The organism is Myxococcus sp. AB025B (assembly GCF_006518215.1).
Lineage (GTDB): Bacteria > Myxococcota > Myxococcia > Myxococcales > Myxococcaceae > Myxococcus > Myxococcus fulvus.
This window is the reverse complement of record NZ_SRLW01000086.1, coordinates 1-15,620: the sequence shown is the minus strand read 5'-3', so window position 1 is coordinate 15,620 and position 15,620 is coordinate 1. Positions and strand designations below refer to the sequence as shown.

The 15,620-nt window shown below is 69.0% G+C and carries 16 protein-coding genes; 4 read left to right on the top strand and 12 right to left on the bottom strand.

The window, feature by feature from the left end; translation table 11 throughout:
* Window positions 1-28 precede the first annotated feature (28 nt).
* Both FL311_RS16580 and FL311_RS16575 read right to left on the bottom strand, forming a co-directional pair.
* A complete protein-coding gene (locus FL311_RS16580) occupies window positions 29-766 on the bottom strand; it encodes a double-CXXCG motif protein (protein ID WP_141326107.1) in 738 nt (245 codons plus the stop codon).
* Complete coding sequence (locus FL311_RS16575) at window positions 767-1,501, bottom strand: TIGR02269 family lipoprotein (RefSeq protein ID WP_141326106.1); 735 nt, start codon at window positions 1,499-1,501, stop codon at window positions 767-769. It lies immediately after the preceding gene.
* 548 nt (window positions 1,502-2,049) lie between these two features.
* On the opposite strand from FL311_RS16575, the gene FL311_RS16570 reads away from it, so the two are divergent.
* From FL311_RS16570 to FL311_RS16560, 3 genes are all read left to right on the top strand, one after another.
* A complete protein-coding gene (locus FL311_RS16570) occupies window positions 2,050-2,652 on the top strand; it encodes a hypothetical protein (RefSeq protein WP_141326105.1) in 603 nt (200 codons plus the stop codon).
* A gap of 94 nt (window positions 2,653-2,746) precedes the next feature.
* Window positions 2,747-3,775: a hypothetical protein gene (locus tag FL311_RS16565; RefSeq protein WP_141326104.1), complete on the top strand. Its 1,029-nt coding sequence runs from the start codon at window positions 2,747-2,749 to the stop codon at window positions 3,773-3,775.
* Window positions 3,776-3,777: 2 nt separating this feature from the next.
* Window positions 3,778-4,182, top strand: coding sequence for a hypothetical protein (locus FL311_RS16560; RefSeq protein WP_141326103.1), 405 nt, complete (start codon window positions 3,778-3,780; stop codon window positions 4,180-4,182).
* Window positions 4,183-4,194: 12 nt separating this feature from the next.
* Here the strand turns inward: FL311_RS16560 and FL311_RS16555 are convergent, their stop codons facing one another.
* A complete protein-coding gene (locus FL311_RS16555) occupies window positions 4,195-4,908 on the bottom strand; it encodes a DNA methyltransferase (RefSeq protein ID WP_141326102.1) in 714 nt (237 codons plus the stop codon).
* A gap of 547 nt (window positions 4,909-5,455) precedes the next feature.
* Between FL311_RS16555 and FL311_RS16550 the strand changes: the two genes are divergently transcribed.
* The gene (locus tag FL311_RS16550) at window positions 5,456-6,517 is read left to right on the top strand and encodes an ImmA/IrrE family metallo-endopeptidase (RefSeq protein ID WP_194869229.1); all 1,062 of its coding nucleotides are present in this window, start codon (window positions 5,456-5,458) and stop codon (window positions 6,515-6,517) included.
* Window positions 6,518-6,564: 47 nt separating this feature from the next.
* On the opposite strand, the gene FL311_RS16545 is transcribed toward FL311_RS16550, so the two are convergent.
* The 9 genes from FL311_RS16545 to FL311_RS16505 form a co-directional block, all read right to left on the bottom strand.
* Window positions 6,565-6,759, bottom strand: a complete 195-nt coding sequence (locus FL311_RS16545; protein ID WP_141326100.1) for a hypothetical protein — start codon at window positions 6,757-6,759, stop codon at window positions 6,565-6,567.
* Between the two features lie 14 nt (window positions 6,760-6,773).
* Window positions 6,774-7,412: a hypothetical protein gene (locus FL311_RS16540; RefSeq protein ID WP_141326099.1), complete on the bottom strand. Its 639-nt coding sequence runs from the start codon at window positions 7,410-7,412 to the stop codon at window positions 6,774-6,776.
* A 191-nt stretch (window positions 7,413-7,603) separates the two neighbouring features.
* Complete coding sequence (locus FL311_RS16535; protein ID WP_141326098.1) at window positions 7,604-8,056, bottom strand: NlpC/P60 family protein; 453 nt, start codon at window positions 8,054-8,056, stop codon at window positions 7,604-7,606.
* Between the two features lie 26 nt (window positions 8,057-8,082).
* Complete coding sequence (locus tag FL311_RS16530; RefSeq protein ID WP_141326097.1) at window positions 8,083-8,331, bottom strand: hypothetical protein; 249 nt, start codon at window positions 8,329-8,331, stop codon at window positions 8,083-8,085.
* A 59-nt stretch (window positions 8,332-8,390) separates the two neighbouring features.
* On the bottom strand, window positions 8,391-8,990 hold the full coding sequence (locus tag FL311_RS16525) for a hypothetical protein (RefSeq protein WP_141326096.1): 600 nt from the start codon (window positions 8,988-8,990) through the stop codon (window positions 8,391-8,393).
* 1,019 nt (window positions 8,991-10,009) lie between these two features.
* On the bottom strand, window positions 10,010-10,543 hold the full coding sequence (locus FL311_RS16520) for a hypothetical protein (RefSeq protein ID WP_141326095.1): 534 nt from the start codon (window positions 10,541-10,543) through the stop codon (window positions 10,010-10,012).
* 15 nt (window positions 10,544-10,558) lie between these two features.
* On the bottom strand, window positions 10,559-12,664 hold the full coding sequence (locus FL311_RS16515; protein WP_141326094.1) for a Hint domain-containing protein: 2,106 nt from the start codon (window positions 12,662-12,664) through the stop codon (window positions 10,559-10,561).
* Between the two features lie 9 nt (window positions 12,665-12,673).
* A complete protein-coding gene (locus FL311_RS16510; protein WP_141326093.1) occupies window positions 12,674-15,187 on the bottom strand; it encodes a host specificity protein J in 2,514 nt (837 codons plus the stop codon).
* Window positions 15,177-15,620 (bottom strand): Hint domain-containing protein (locus FL311_RS16505; protein WP_228556909.1); only part of this gene is annotated, 444 nt, incomplete at its 5' end. The genes FL311_RS16510 and FL311_RS16505, both read right to left, overlap by 11 nt.

The window sequence follows — 15,620 nt, the reverse complement described above, 5'->3', positions numbered from 1 at the left end:
GTGGCTTACGAGCGGCCCTGGGCGAGCATCACGGCGACACGTCGATGCCGGCTGAATGAGAGCCCGCTCCTCTCCGGGGGCCCGTGATGTCAACGGCGTCAATCTCTGATTCCTCGAGCTCATTCGCCAGACGGGCTACGACGCGCTCACTCACCGCAACCACGGTCGGACAGACCCTCGCGAAATCGACGGAGGGCACCTCTTCCAGACGCAGTTTGCCGAAGGGCGGCAGCACGAAGTCTGTACGTCCACAGGTCCTGCAGGGCTTGTGGGCATCCGCGCCTCGAATGCTCCCCCCAGGTCGCACCTCAAGCTCCACCAAGTCCGCCACACCTGGTCGCGCTCGAAGCCGTGTCCGGGCAGGCACCACTCCCGTCAGCCCCTCAAGCCTACCGACCACAGCGGGTTGCACGAGGAGCATCCAGGGCACATGGATGACGATGGGCGGGAATTTCCCCTTGGCCTTTCCCGTCAAGGCTCCGAACCCCGTACCGGGCTCCACGATGCTTCCTTCCGGAACCAGGGGCAGCACGCGCTGCCGAAGGCTCACAAACTGAGCCCAGGGGACACACCGAGCACGCTCGTAGTCCCGCCGCTCCGGTAGCGCCGAGAGGTCCACCGTCGGGTAGTCGTACCCGCCTCCCCCCCAGGCCTCCTTGCAGGTGGGGCACTCCACTCCGGGGAGAACCCATTCCCGCCCCAGGTCGAAGCCACCAGTCCACTTCGACCGTTCGACGCGTCGCTGGGTCAGCGTGAAGTAGCGCATTCATTCTCCTGATGCCGCGGAGAGTGCCAGTCGCTGCCAGTACGTCATCGGCACCCCAATGAGACCATACCGCTCAACCATTGCTCCGCCATGTCGGAAGTGGGCAGCACGCGTCGCACGCAGTCGGTTCACTCGAATCCATTCGAACCAGTCCTGGTTCCACGGCCCTCCATCCTTGCCTGCATGGACCCGCCGGTGCTCTGCTACGTCAACGAGCAGCGTGTACTGGTGGATATCGATACCAACGCCTCGGAAGTAATCCTCGAAGGCGCGCGGGAAGATGTGGTGGCGCTCCTTCTCTCGACGCTTCCAATCCGCGATGGCCTTCTTCGCCGCCTTGACGCTCGGGAGCTCTTCTCGTCGATACCACGGGATGATGAACACCGCCGCCCGGCCTGGGAGGGGCACAGCTCCACCCCAGTAGCGCTGAATGCGTGCTGTCGCGGCGTCGGCGCCCCGGGCAGGTGACGCACGGAAGGCATACGGCGGCGATGCAAGGTCTTCGCATCGGAAGAGGCCGCACTCCTCATCGCTGCAGGACGGGGCATAGCACCCCTCATCGCCATCGCCCGCGGACTGGGCGCAGTCCTCCGCCGAGTCATCTTGCAGCGTTGCCGTGAAGTCAGACCCAACAGCGTGCTCGGAGCTCGCGCACCCGGCCAACAGCAGCACCGCCAGCAATCCAATCAATCGCATGACCACCCCCGGCGCCAGCTTCAGCCACGAGGCGAGCATCCAGCAAGGACGCCGCGGGTCGCAGGCCCGGCACGCCTCGTGCTCATGGCCTGCCCGACTGCGCGGCCGGAAACTTCTCCCCAGGGCTGCGCGGAAGGACTGCGCCGATGCTCGCCCACCTCGTACGCCTGACGCTTCCCCTTCTGCTCACGGCCCTTGCCCTGAGCGCCTGTGGCCCCACCGAGGCGGAGCCCGACGAGCAGCCTCGGCCGTCCCGCCCCCGAGACGGGGGGACTCCTCTCCCGGACGCGGGCAGCACCATCACGGGAGATGCGGGCAGCAACGGGCGTGAGGACGCTGGCAGCCCGTCACGCGACGGCGGCACGCCTCCAGCCTCCTGCACGCCAAGCTGCGCCGGCCAGGAGTGCGGAGACAACGGGTGCGGCGGGAGCTGTGGCACCTGCAGATCGGGCGAGAGCTGCGCGGACGGCCGCTGCGCATGCGTCCCGCGCTGCGACGGCCGGCAGTGCGGCCCGGACGGCTGCGGGGGTACGTGCGGCACCTGCGGCTCCGGCTCCACCTGCTCGGCGTCTGGCGCCTGCGTCTGCGTGCCCCAGTGCCAGGGCAAGTCCTGCGGGTCTGACGGCTGCGGCGGGAGCTGCGGCACGTGTCCTTCCAACTCCACCTGCACCGCCTCCGGCGAGACGTGCGGATGCGACGCCGGCTACGTGCCGGACGCCGCCAGCGAGTCCTGCGTGCGCATCGGCGGCCCGTGCCAGGGCGTCAGCGAGTATGGCCATTGCGTGGGGGACTCCTGGGTGCGCTGTGACGCCCAGGCGGGCGTCGTCGTCGTCCCGTGCGGAGCCGGGCAGTGCAAGACGGTGGACTCCCAGGGCACCGGGGCCTGCCGGTGCGGCAGCATCGACGCCAACGGCGTCTGCGCATCGGCGGACGGCACCAGCACCGCGCGTCCCAACACGCACTTCGTCTGCGCCACTAGCCTGGGCATCCTCATGGCAGAGAACTGCGGGGCGCGGACGGGCTCCAGCGCCAGCCTGTGCTCCACCTTCGTGACGTCCGCGGGGCACGTGACGTCCTGCTTCTGCGACACCTGCACCCTCGGCGCCGGCGGGGCGTGTCGTCCGCTGTGCAGCAACCCCAACGCCTGCCGCTACTACTCCGCAGGGAACTTCCACACCTGCCGCTTCTGACGCGCCTTCACCCGGACCTGGCCGCGGTGCTGCCCCATGGGCTGCGCCGAGAGGCCGGGCGTCCTCCTGTCTCTCACCTCAGCCGGAGTCCACCATGGAGCCCATCCGCACACGCACCACGCCTCTTGTCCCTCTCCTGCGAGAGCCCGCTGACGGGCTTTCGCGGGCGACGAAGGCCACTCCCCTCGCCACCCGCCTCGACAACTTCATCGAGGCCTTCCCCACGCGAGCGTCCTCCACCAGCACGCTCGTGTCCACCGGCGCGGCGCAGTCGACGGCGGCCTCGCTCAAGCCCAGTGCGGCCGACACCGCGAAGACGCCGACGGAAGGCGCGTCGAAGGAGAAGGGGTTCTTCGCCCGAGTCGGCGCGGCCATCGGCGGCGCCATCAACCGGGCTGCCGACGCGGTGGGCGGACTGGTGACGGGCGCGGTGGAGGCCACCATCGGCACGCTGCGCAACACCGTCGAGTCCATGGGCACCGTCTTCCGCGGCCTGGGCAACATCTTCACGGGGCGCTTCCGCGAGGGCTTCACCCAGCTGGGCACGGGCCTCGTGAAGGGACTCCAGACGCCGCTGGACGCCACCCTCATCCTCGGCGGGCGCGCCATCAGCGCAGTACAGACACTGCTCGGCCTCGAGCCGGTCCGCCGAAGCCTCACGGACGACGAAGTCTCCGCGCTCCGCACCGTGTACGGAGACTCCATCGACTACTCGCGCATCTCCATCAAGGAGGGCAGCGCGGGACTCTTCTCCCTCTCCGGCCGGGCGTTCACCCACGGCGACACCATCTACATCCCGAAGAAGGACCTGCCGCTGCAGCTCGACTTGCTCGTCCACGAGGTGGGACACGTCTGGCAGCACCAGAACGGAGGCACCGACTACATGAGCGAGGCACTCGTCGCGCAGTTCTTCGGCGACGGGTACAACGTCCTCAAGGCACTGCGGGAGGGCAAGGCATGGGAGGACATGAATCCGGAACAGCAGGCGGAGCTGCTCGAGCTGGGCTTCAAGTCGGGGCACCTGGAGGACGCGTCCATCCCCTTCATCCTGGAGGGAGAGGACTACACCGCGCAGCTCGACGCGGCGCTGCGCGAGGTGCGCGCGGGCCGGGGGGCTCCGTAGCCATGTCCCTCCGACGCCTTCCCTTCCTCGCCGTGCTGCTCGTGGCCGCCCTCACCGGCGCCTGCGAGCCACCCCTCCACGTGCAGCTCGCCTCTGCGGAGGAGTCCCTCCCCTCTCCTGCCTTCGTCATCCGTGAGCCCTCCCGTCCCGAGGGGCCACGGTACGACCTTGTTCGCGTCAGCCTCCCTGACGGAACGCCGGTGTGGGCCATCCGCGCCCGCAGCTCCCTGGGAGGGCCAGGGCCTGCACGTCTCGTGTACGGGGTGGTGCCCGACGGCTTCGAGGAGGTGCAGCCCGCCACGCCACTGGAGGCGGGCCGCACCTACGCCATCGCCGTGTCGGGCGAGGGGCGCGGAGGGCTCCACGTCCGCATCCAGGCGGACGGGAGCCTCACGACAGCCCAGTAGGCGAGACGCAGCTCAGGCCGCGCGGCGGGCCAAGACATCACCCCGCGCCGCTTCCAGGCGCACTGCGGCCGCTTCGCAGAACCGCTCCTCGAGTTCGACGCCCACGGCCCTACGGTCGAGCTGCTGCGCGGCCAGCAGCGTGGCGCCGCTCCCCGCGAAAGGGTCCAGCACCAAGCCGCCCTCCGGGCAGCTCCGCGCCACGAGGAATGACATCAGCTCGACGGGCTTCTCGGTGGGGTGCGTGCGCTTCTTCGGCGCAACGGGTGGGAAGGAAGGCAGCACCGCGCCGTGGCGCTTCCCCAGCAGAGGACGGCGCTTCGGCCCGGCGCCGTGGAGCACCACCTCGTAGTCCGGGGCGAAGGAGCCCTCGCAGTCCCCAGTGCCTCCGCGGTTCTTCCACCAGATGAGGGCGCCCTTCATGCCCATGTGCGGCGCCATGGCGTCGTGGAAGTCCGGCCAGGAGGCCCAGTGGCAGAAGACGAAGGCGTGAGAATCCTCGGCCAGGACGGTGCTCGCGGCGGTGAGCGCTTGGCGGAACACCCGCATCCCCTGGCGCGCACCGTCGGCTCGAATCGGCGCGGCGCCCTTCGACGTGGAGGCCCAAGCCATCCCGTAGGGCGGGTCCGTGAGCAGCAAGTCCGCGGAGCGGGACGGGAGGTCCAGCAACAGGTCGCGGCAGTCGGCGTGGTACAGCGTGATGGTGTCGTTCTCGTAGTAGGGCTTCACGTGCTTGTGCTCGATGCGCTTGGGTTAGGACTGCGACTTCAAGCGCACTGCACATGCGATGCCGTGGCCATTCCTATCTGGTTGAGGGCCCCCTAAAGGACCTCATGGGTCATGGTGGACCACGATGCACTGGCATTGCCACTTCAAACTGTCTGGCCTGGCGAAGAGCCCAATCTATATGGTTCGGCGCCATGCGAATCCTCACCATGGTGGCGATGGTAGTGCTGGCAGCACCCTCGATGGCGGTCGGAGCCGAAGCGCAGACGTCTGCGGAGACGGCGACAACCGCGGATGGGCGCACCGAGCGCACCGCTGGGAACGAGCAGGCCAAGAAGGAGGTGGGTGTGACGCCCGACGGCCAGTCGCACTGCACGGCAACTGGCCACAAAGGCCGTTGTGCCATTGCCTGCAAGGCGGGTACGGCGGCCATGTGCATGGACGGCACACCTCCCTCGCGACACGTCCAAATGCCCGACAGTGGTGTCCCGTCTTGCGAATGCGTCACGCCGTCGAAATCCAAGTAGGTGCCAGGCAAGAGACAGAGATCATGTCGACCCCCACACGAGACCTGACTTGGCGCACCCTCCGCTCCACTCCACTACCGCCTGTGGACGTGCTGGCGCGAGCGAACATCACCAGCGTTCCAATCGACGCAATAGACCTACTCCACGGACTTGGCGTTGGTGTGTTCCTCGCTGACATGCCAACGCCAGGCCTGCTCAAATTCGATGAAGAACGCGCCGAGGTCGTCCTCAACGAGATGGACGCCCATTCCCGAAAGCAATTCACGGCAGCGATGATGCTCGGGCTTCTCCTGCATGAAGCGCCCGGCAGCTACAGCAGGACGAGCGGACCTTCGCAGACTTCGGCCGAACGCAAGGCAGCCGACTTCGCGTCTGGACTACTCATGCCTCCCTGGGCCGTCCTCCAGTCACTTCAGGCGGAGCCATCACTCAGCCTCGCGGAAAGAGCTAAGCGCTTCGGCGTGTCCCAGGCAGCGATGGAACTGTGCCTCCAGCGACAGGTCTCGCAGGAGCACAAGCTCCTTGCCTCTCTCGGACTGCCTGCATCGGACTCTTCTGCCCAGGACGATGCTGCGATTCAGAAGCTGCTCGATGGGTACAAGTCGGAGCGCTATTCAGACCTCCCCGCTGATGTGGTGGCCTTCGCGGCCCAGCGCCGGCAGCACATAGAAGACACCTGGGCAGTGCTGAAACTCCAACGTGCCTTCGGACTTCCTGAGTTGAGCGGCGTCGTCAGGCTCGCCGCCACTGTTGAAGATGTCCGCGAAGTCCTGATGGAAGCAAAGCGCCTCCTGATGAAGGGGGGATGGTGCCGCGGCAAGGGCTTCTTGGCTTTGGATGCCTACGGGAAACGAGTTGCCTTCGCCGGCGAGCGCGCCTACCAGTTCAGCGTGGTGGGCGCGCTTCGGCGTGCTGACGTCGGGGACGTCGGCGCCGGACTCGTCGCAGAAGCTATCATCGGCAAGCTCGTGGGTCAGCACCACAAGCACCTCACGGAGTGGAACGACACGACGAAGGCGTCGTTTGAGGAGGTACTCGCCACCTTCGACCAAGCAATCGCCCTCACCACTCCCGCGGAGAAGTAGGCACGACATGCGGCCCGCTCCAGGAATTCAGGAACGAGCCGCATGCGTCACAGGCCGAACGTCCACCGGGCCCCGACGCCTGCCATCCGCTCGCGCTCGTTGGCCTCTGCGAAGCCGAAGAGTCCGAGGTCCGGCCGGAGCCGGGCGCCTGCTTCGAGCCGCGCGTACCAGCCCGACAGCGAGGAGGCGCCGGCCTGGGCCTCCACGTAGCCGGTGCGCACGGGCACGGCACTGAGTACCATGTCGAGCCCCGCGGCTACTTCCCGCCGCGGGGCATCTGAGGGACCGCCGCCACCACCGAGCCCACGGGGGCCAGCGCGGCCGCGGCCCCGATGGCACCGAGCGCCGCCGGGTCCACCAACGCCGTCGCGCTCGTCTTCGCGCTCGCCTTGACCGACTTCATGCGGTCCAGAGCGGACTCGATGAGACTGGAGAGGAACGTGCCCACGTTGCTCGCGGTGAGCTGGAAAACCTCCTGCAACTCGGCGAGACCGCGCTCGCCCAGACTCTTGAGCAGCCGGTCCAGCGCCGCGTCCTTGAGCTGCTTGAACTCGGCAGGCGTGAGGACACCGTCGGCCGTGGCCGCGACGAGCTTGGGCTTCACGTCGACCTCGACATCCCGGACGATGGCCTCCGCGAGCGCCGTGGCACGGGCCCCCACGGCGGCGAGCTTCGACGAGTCGGCCTGGGCCTGGAACCGCTGCGTCAGGCCCGTCAGCCGAGAGGTGATGACGGCCACAACGGCGGCGAAGAGGATGGGCACCACCTGGGCCAGCGCGTTGAGCAGGATGGAAGTCAGGCTGGGGATGGGCGCGGGGTCGCCCGTGTCCGCGAGCGCGGTCGGGGCGAACAGGGCAACCGCGACGACGGCGGCCAGGGAGAACAGCTTCTTCATGGGATTGGACTCCGTGGACTACGAGTGGGACTACGAGGACGAAACGGGACGCCAAGCGCCGCGCCAGGTGCAGCGGGCGCAGCGAAGGCGGAAGCGCGTGGCCGCTGACGGGGAGCGCCCCGCCGGCACATCCACGTCGGGGCAGTAGCGGTGCCCGAGAAGCCCGCAGACGGCGCGCCAGGCCATAGCGCTCACGAGCGGAACGGCAGGCGACGCATGCCCATGCGCCTCGCGCGGTAGTCCAGGCTGCCGAACACCTTCACGCACGCGTTGGACTTCTCGGCATCGGCCAGCGTCAGGGTGGTGCTCCCACCTCCGGAGGCGCCCACCACGACGCCTCCGCCGACGTGCACCATGACGTGCTCCGCGTCGAGGGGCGCGCCCTTGCCGTGGTACAGCACCAAGTCGCCGGGCAGCAGCTCCTCCACCCTCGGAACGGGGATGCACTGCGCCAGGAGGGCGTCGGTGTTGTGGGTGTTCCGCCAGTCAGGGCCTCCCACCTCGCGCAGCGCCCAGGTGACCAGCCCTGAGCAGTCGAAGACACGTTGGCTGGTGACGCTGTCGCGCTCGCCCTTGCCTCCCCACCGGTAGGGCGCGTGCATCTGCGAGAGGACGGCGACGAGGAAGGCGTTGCGCTGCGACATGGCGAGACTCCGTGGCGTCGAGGGGGCTACTTGGCGACCACCGCGCGCACAGCGGCGTCCTTGGACTCGAGCAGCTTGCGCAGCGCCACCGTCCTCTCCTGGTTGCGCGGCAGCGGCGGGCCGAGCGTCACCGTCCCGCTCTCCGGCCCGTTGTCGCCGTTGACGAGGGCGTGCGCGAGGTCATGGAAGGGCTTGCTCACCGCGGCCAGGTGCGGCGGCAGGTGCGCGTACGAGAAGAACTGGAGGATGTGCTCCTGGGGATTCGCGTCCGGCATGGGTGTCTCCTGCTTCGAGAAGCCCCGGGCGACAGTCGCGCGGGGGTGTTGCGGTGAAGTCACTGGCGACGCCGGGGAGGAAGGGCCGGTTCCTCGTGGTGGAGCGCCGGCGCGGGCGGCGCCACCTGGACGAACCAGCGCCCGAGCTCGCGCAACCCGGCCAGGCCCAGCACAGCGACGAGGGCGCCCACCACCCAGAGGGCCCCGGCGATGCGCGAGGCGCGGTGCTCGCCACCCGTCACGCGCGCGGACAAGTCGGGAATGGACTTCACCAGCGCATCCTGGGTGCCGAACCTCGCCTCCTGCGCGTCGAGCCGCTCCTCCAACTCGTCCATGCGCTCGTCGAGGGCCTCGACGAGCTTGGGCACGGCTTCGACGACGGACTTCTGCTCGGTGACGCGCCGGTCGACGCTGTCCACGCGCTCGTCCACGCGGCGCAGGTGCTCTTCGATGCGCCGGACCTGCTCGGCCGTCGCCACACGCTCACCGAAGGCCTTCAGGTCCTCCCTCATGGACTCGATGAGGCGGTGCGTGTCGATGGCGTACTTCTCCGACGCGCGCTTCGCGTCGTCGGCGCGCGCAGCAACGGCCTCCAGCTTCTCGCCGTGCCGGGCGAAGTCTTCTCGAAGGCTGGGGCGGGGAGAGGCGGCGGGGGACATGGCCGGCATCGTCCGGCCGGACGAGGACGCCTTCCGGCGCCGGCACGGCACGTGCTCTCCCGCCACCCCAGCATGGACACGGCACAGCGGGAGGCGCTCTCTCGGCGCTTGGTGGAGGCGGAGGCGAGCTACATGGAGGCCGTCTCGGACATGGACGGAAGTCTCAACACACGAACGCGGTTGGCCGCCGCCCGCGCACGCTACCGAGCTGAGGAGGGTGCCATGGTCGCCGCACTGGGGACTCGCGCTGCCTTGCTGGTAGTAGAGCGACTTCTCGCCCTACCCGAAGTCAGAACACAGGCAGGTCCATGACGGAGGCACAACACCTCACATCATCGCAGGGGCTCCTACTACCCTCAGGATGACACCTGGATCGCACAGCAGGGACTTCCCTCTGGCACGACAACCTCCAGATGGGTTTCAATGCGAGGGCGACGCGATTGCCGTGAATCCACACCGATTCAAACTATCGCACTGGGGGCTTTGTGTTGCAGGAAACCAGCAGCTCGAACATTTCGGAGTTGATGGGCCTATCGCGCGCTGCATTGAGACTGCTCGGAGACTACAGCGGCCGGCCCAAGAGCGAACGTGACGTCGACCCTGTCTTGTATGCTCTCCTCGATAAACAGTTTTGCCGCCCCGGCACGACCGTTACACGGCAGCACCCTATTCGAATGCAGGGCGCCAACTGCCTCGTCGATTTCCGTATCGGCGGGAACAGCCCGATTCTAATCGAGCTTGCATTTCGCCCAAAGACCGGAGGAGGAGGCCTTTGCAGCAGCACAAATGAATCAGAGCTGCTAAAGCTATCTCGATTTCCACAGTCACAGGCAGGACTTCGAGCACTCCTGCTCATCGACGCCTGCTCCGGCGCACCGTACAGCCAGGAAAAGCTCGAGCTCAAGTACAGCTCGATCAAACCTGGGCCTGGGAATTTCACGAGGAGACCGGTTCGCGTCATCTATGTTCATCAGGACTCCAGCTTTCATTTCCGTTGGTCACCCAGCAGCTAGAAGCCCTCACACCATGCCGCCGAGAGCCGCGTCCTTGCCGATGGCGAGAAGGTAATCCCGGAACACCTCCCACGTGGTGCCGGGGACGAGTCCTCGCGCGAAGGCGTTGGCCTGCCACTCACGCAGCAGCCCGTCCGCGCGCAGCAATGTCCAGGGCCGGCCCGCCGCGGTGCGCGCCTCCAGCATGAGGCGCTCGAACTCTCCCGCCGCTTCCAGGAAGGTGGCCGTCGGGTGGGCCACCAGCCAGTCGTAGGCCGCGGACTTCGCGGGGTAGCGCTCCTCCTGGGCCGCCAGCTCGAGCGCGGAGTACTTGCCCCAGTCGTCGGTGAGTCCCCCGCCCCCGGCCTGCAACACCTGTAGCTCGCCTTCCAACCCCGCGCGCTCCACCTGGAGCGCCTGGCCAACGGCGGCGAAGTGGCGCGAGGCCGAGGCGGCCGCGTCCTGCTGGCCGCGCACGCGCGCAAGCTGGCATGTCACGTCGCGCCGGCGGGCCTCAATGGCGTTGCGCTGGTACACCTCTTCGGGCGTCAGGGGCGGCATGGACAGCCTCCGGGGCTACTCGCGAGGCTTGGCGTTGTGCGACAGCAGACCCTGCACGTTGTACGTGCGGGCGCCGTGGACGGTGAGGCGGACGACGTCACCCTCCCCCTCCTCCTCGACGGCCAGGACGCGGCCGGGCCGTGAGCCGAGGATGAAGTCTCCGGGCCGCAGGGCGTTGAGCGCTGTCCACCCGGCGCCCTCCACGAAGAGGGGGTGGAGGCTGGAGGCGATGAGGGCGCGGCCGTCCTCCAGCAGCAGACGGTGTCGGCGCGCGCGCACCCGCTGCACCGCCGCCACCTGGTAGGCGTCCAACTTCAGCGACGCCTCGTGCTGGGTGAGGACGCGCATGCCGGGCTGCACCAATTCCGCCGGCAACTCGCGTCCATCGTCCATGAGGATGGGCTCCCACGGTGCGGGGCAGTAGCCGCCGCCGTCACTGCCGCCGCCACCGCCACCGCCGTCCGGGGTGCCCGCGCCGATGGGGGAGGCGTACTGGCTGCCGAGTGCCGTGTTGCGGATGGAGACGGGGGTGAACCACTTCGCCGCGCTGGGCCCGTACGCGTTGACGACGGACACCAGCAAGTACCAGACGGACGTCGTCGTCGAGGAGAGGGCCGTGGCGGAGCCGGCGAACATGTACTGGAGGGACGCCCGCGCCTGGTTGTTGGCTGAGGACTCGGTGGCGTCCTGGTACACCCTGTCGGTGAGCGCGACGTGCAGCACCTGCTGGCGGAAGGCACTTCCGGCTGTCGGCCGCAGCCACAACTCCACCCGCGCGTACCGCAGGCCGTCCAGGTTGTCGTCCAACGCCTGTGGCTGGAGGAAGAGCTGCCAGGTGGCCCAGGACAGCGTGGACGTGGTGATGCTGTCCGCGCACTCCACCCGCAGCCTGTCGATGTTGGGCGCGCCGCCGCGCACCGCCCCCTGGCTGTTGCCCCGGTAGAAGCAGCGGTTGCCGGGCCCCGGCCCGTCCAGGGTGACGAGCCCCTTGTAGAAGAGCGCCTCGAGCGGGTAGCGGCCCACCTGGAGATTCTGGCTGGCCACCTTCAGCGCCACGCCGACGTTGTCCAGCTTCGCGCCCGCCACGGGGTTGCCGTGCTCGTCCTCAAGGTAGTTGGGCGTCTGCATCGTGTTGGCGGACAGCAAGTCGAACGTCACCGAGCGCCGCAGGCTGAGGGCGTCCAGGTACACGGCCTTGCCCACGTCCGCGGGGGCCACGTTGAGCTCCCAGACGAAGAGGACGCCGGTGCAGCCCGCGGGGCACGCCCCCTTCACCTTGTAGCGCTGGTAGCTGGTGGAGACGCCGTTGAGGGGCGTAGACGTGTTGGCGCCCGCGTAGTTGCCCGAGGCGTCCGTCCAGAAGAGGTAGAGGCCACCGCCGTAGTTGCCGGAGAGCGGCGCGGACACCTTCACCCAGGCCTCGGCGGAGAACTCGTCCCCGGCCGCGCACGGGATTCGCCGCGTCCACACCGCGGTGCGGTACCCGGGCGCGTTGAGGGGCACGCGCCGGCACCAGCGCCCCTCGCGCGCGTTGGCCGCGTCCTCCACCAGGAAGTCCCCCTCGGGAGAAAGGCCCAGCGCCGAGGTGCCCGCCTCCGAGTAGCCGTTGGGCACCAGGTTGTCCGAGGGCGGCAGCAGCAGGTGCTGCGTAGCGATGGCGGCTGGCGCCACCTTCGGCGCCGTCACCGCCTCGGGAGCCAGCAGCTTGCTGACGACGCTGCCATCCGGCACGTTGGACAGCGTCTCCGTCGCCACGGTGACGGTGTCCGGGTCGGCAACGACGGCGCCACCCAGCACGCGCCAGCTCCCCTCCGCGCCGCTGGTGTAGCGCGTCTGCACCGCGGCCTGCACCAACACGGACGTCTTCGGCCGCAGAGACACCACCACCCGGCGCTCCGTGGGCCCCACCCTCACAGGCTCCACCAGGTACGAGTCGGTGTCGTTGGGGTTATCCCCCGTGTAGACGACGACGGTGTAGCCCGCCAGGAGGTGCAGCGGGCGCTCCTCCGAGTGCGACCACTCGATGGTGAAGTTCTTCGCCTTGACGATGCGCGGGCGCGGCTGCCCCGTCACGCCCTCGTCGTACACCCCTCCCAGGAATTCACTTTCGCGCGAGCGCATGGCGTCCCTTCAGGGCGGCGGCACGTCCGACACCGTCATGGTGATTGAGGACGGCACCGTGGGCGTGGACACGACGGAGACGCTGGCCGCGTGGGTGGAGTAGTTGCCGGAGGTGTCCACCGCCTTGAGTCGCACGACGGAGATGCCGACGAAGGGCAGTGCCCACTCGAAGGAGGTGGCGCGCACCTTGGCGATGAGGGAGGCCGTCTCCCAGCTCCCGCCGCCGTGGCGCAGCTCGTACATGTCCCTGTCCAAGTCAGGGATTTCCACCCAGCGAAGGGTGGCCGTGTTGCCGTTGAGGGCGTACGTGAAGCCCTCCACGTCCGAGGGCGGTGCCGCCTTGCCCAGCACCGTGTACGCCGCCTCAGCGAAGGCCGTGACGAAGCCGCCGCCCAACACGGTGGCGACCTGGACGCGGTAGGGCCCCGGGGGAATGTCCTGGAGCTCCCAGTAGTGCGTCTCGACGCGCGCCTCGGGGCTCCAGTTGCCCTCGGACAGCCGCCAACGCACCACGTAGGCCGTGGCCCCCGGGTGCTGCGTCCACCGCGCGTTGAGGGACACCTTCAGGCCGCCATTGGTCGTCTTGTAGAGGCCCTCGCCCAGAGCCAGTCCCTGCGGCGGTGACGAGGAGGGCAGCGCGGAGGTGGGCAGGGGCTGGAGTTGCACGCCCTGCTCCACGGCCGCGTACTTCCCGGGGTGGTGCGCCAGCGCCGTCACCTCATACACGTGCGGCTCCACCTCGGCGACGGACAGCACGCGCCACGGAGTGGGCACCAAGTCGTTGGCCGCCAGCACCCAGACGGCCTGGGACACGGGCGCCGCGGAGAAAGGCGTCGCCAGCGTCAGTGCGCGGTACTGCGCGGGGGCCAGCGGCGCCACCGGGCGCTCCTCCACCTTGCCGTCCGGCAGCACCACGGAGAGGGAGTACGTGTGCCCCGCCTCGAGGTGGACGTCCGAGTCCAGTTCCACGCGCGAGTCCGAGGCCTCCACCACACGGCCGCCCCAGCGCCGGCCCGCACGCGTCGGGTCCGCCACCTTCACGACGGCTCCGGGGTTGCGCAGCGCGCCCTCCAGGCCGGTGCGGAACACCACTGTCTCCGTCTCCAGTCTCTCGGTGTGTAGCAGCCAGCGGCCCACGCGCTGGGCCTGGCCGCGCGAGGTGCAGCCCAGGGCTACCACGTCCGTGGGGTTGTAGCCGTAGTCGCGCAGTCCGTCCTCGTCCGCCACGTACTCCACCGCGGCCTTGTAGTGGTTGGCCGGGTCGTTCCACGTGACGAGGGCGACGGTGTGGCGCGCGCGGCGCGAGGTGCCCGAGTAGGTGAAGAGACCGTCCACCACGTTGGCCGGGGTGAAGAGGTACTCCGCGTCGCGGGGCGCGTCCTGGGCCACGTACACCGCGCCGCTGGCCCAGTAGACGAGGCCACGGAAGACGGAGGCCAGGTTGCTCACCACCTGGTACGCGTCCGCCTGCGTCTGGAGGTAGAGGTTGCAGGTGAAGCGCGGCTCCATGCCGCCCTTCCCATCAGGCACCAGCTCGTCGCAGTAGCGGGCCACCGTGTACAGGCCCCACTTGTCCACCTGCGACTCGTCCAGGTAGCGGCCCAGCCCGTAGCGCTTCGTCGTCAGCAAGTCGTAGAGGCACCAGGCCGGGTTGTCCGTCCACGCCACGTGGAAGGTGCCGTCCCACGTGCCCGAGTACGCACGCGTCTGCGGGTTGTAGTTGCTGGGCACCCGCACCTTCAGCCCGCGGATGCGGTAGCTGCGCGCCGGCACGCTGCCGAATTGCTTCGCGGACACCTGGAGGGCCACCAGCGCGGTGTTGGGGAAGCTGAGCTTCTCGTCCAATACCGTCGTGTACGACTTCCAGAAGGTGCGGTTCTGCAGGGCCACCGTGTCCGCGTCGGGCGTCGTGCGGCGCACGCGGATGTCCCACGGCGGGCTGCCGTGGAGCTCAATCCGGTACGCCCTCTCGTAGGGGCTGGTGCACTTCCCGCGGATGACGCCCGCGCCCTGCAGGTCCTGCTCCACCCAACCGCCACCATTCGCCTGCACGTCAATGGCGAGGGTGACGGTGAAGGGCTGCAAGTCACCCGTCTCCGGGTGCTGGTACGTCAGCTGCGGCACCTGCACGGTGACGCGCACCGCGTCCACCTCGGCGTCCCGCACTGTGCGGATGGCGGGGATGCCCTCCTTCACTTCCACGTTGACGACTGTCTCCGCCTCGGCCGCGCTGAAGCCGGGGATGTATTCCTGCCCCTGCGTGCCCGGCACGTCGTACGCGGTGACGTCGCGGAAGTTGGGCGACTCGTTGGGGTTCACCACCGGGACGCCGTCCAGGTAGACGCCCTTCAGCCCGCCGACGAGTCCTTCAATCTCCCCCTCGCAGATGACGTCCAGCACGCGCGCGTACGCGGTGGACACCAGCGAGTCGGCCGCCTCGGTGGGTGTGCGCTGGGCGCCAGAGCCGCCCTTCCCGCCCGACTCGCCGCCCGCTCCGCGGAGCGCGCCCCTCTCACGGGACATTGGGCACCTCGTGCGGCTCCTCGGGGTCCGCTCGCTTCACGTTGTGCGAGAGGAGGCCGAGCGTCTGGTAGGTGTGCGCGCCAGCCACGGTGAGGAGCACCACGGGGCCGCGTCCCGCGTCCTCCACCCGCGCCACCACCCCGGGCTTCTCCCCCACCAGCCGGGCCCCCGGCTTGAGGTGGCGCAACTCCACCCAGTCAGCCTCGGCGCGCACCCGGTGGTTGTACGTGGCCACCAGCTCGCGCCCGTCCTCCAGCACCAGGCGCCGGCAGTTCGCCTCCAGTGTCGCGGCCTGGGTGACGGGGTAGTCGCCCCACTCCAGCGTCGCCTCGTCCTGGGTGCGCACCCACGCGCCCACGCGCAGCTCGCCCGCCGGAACCGCGCGCCCGTCCGAGAGGAGAATGGGCACCCACGGCGCCGGACACCCACCGCC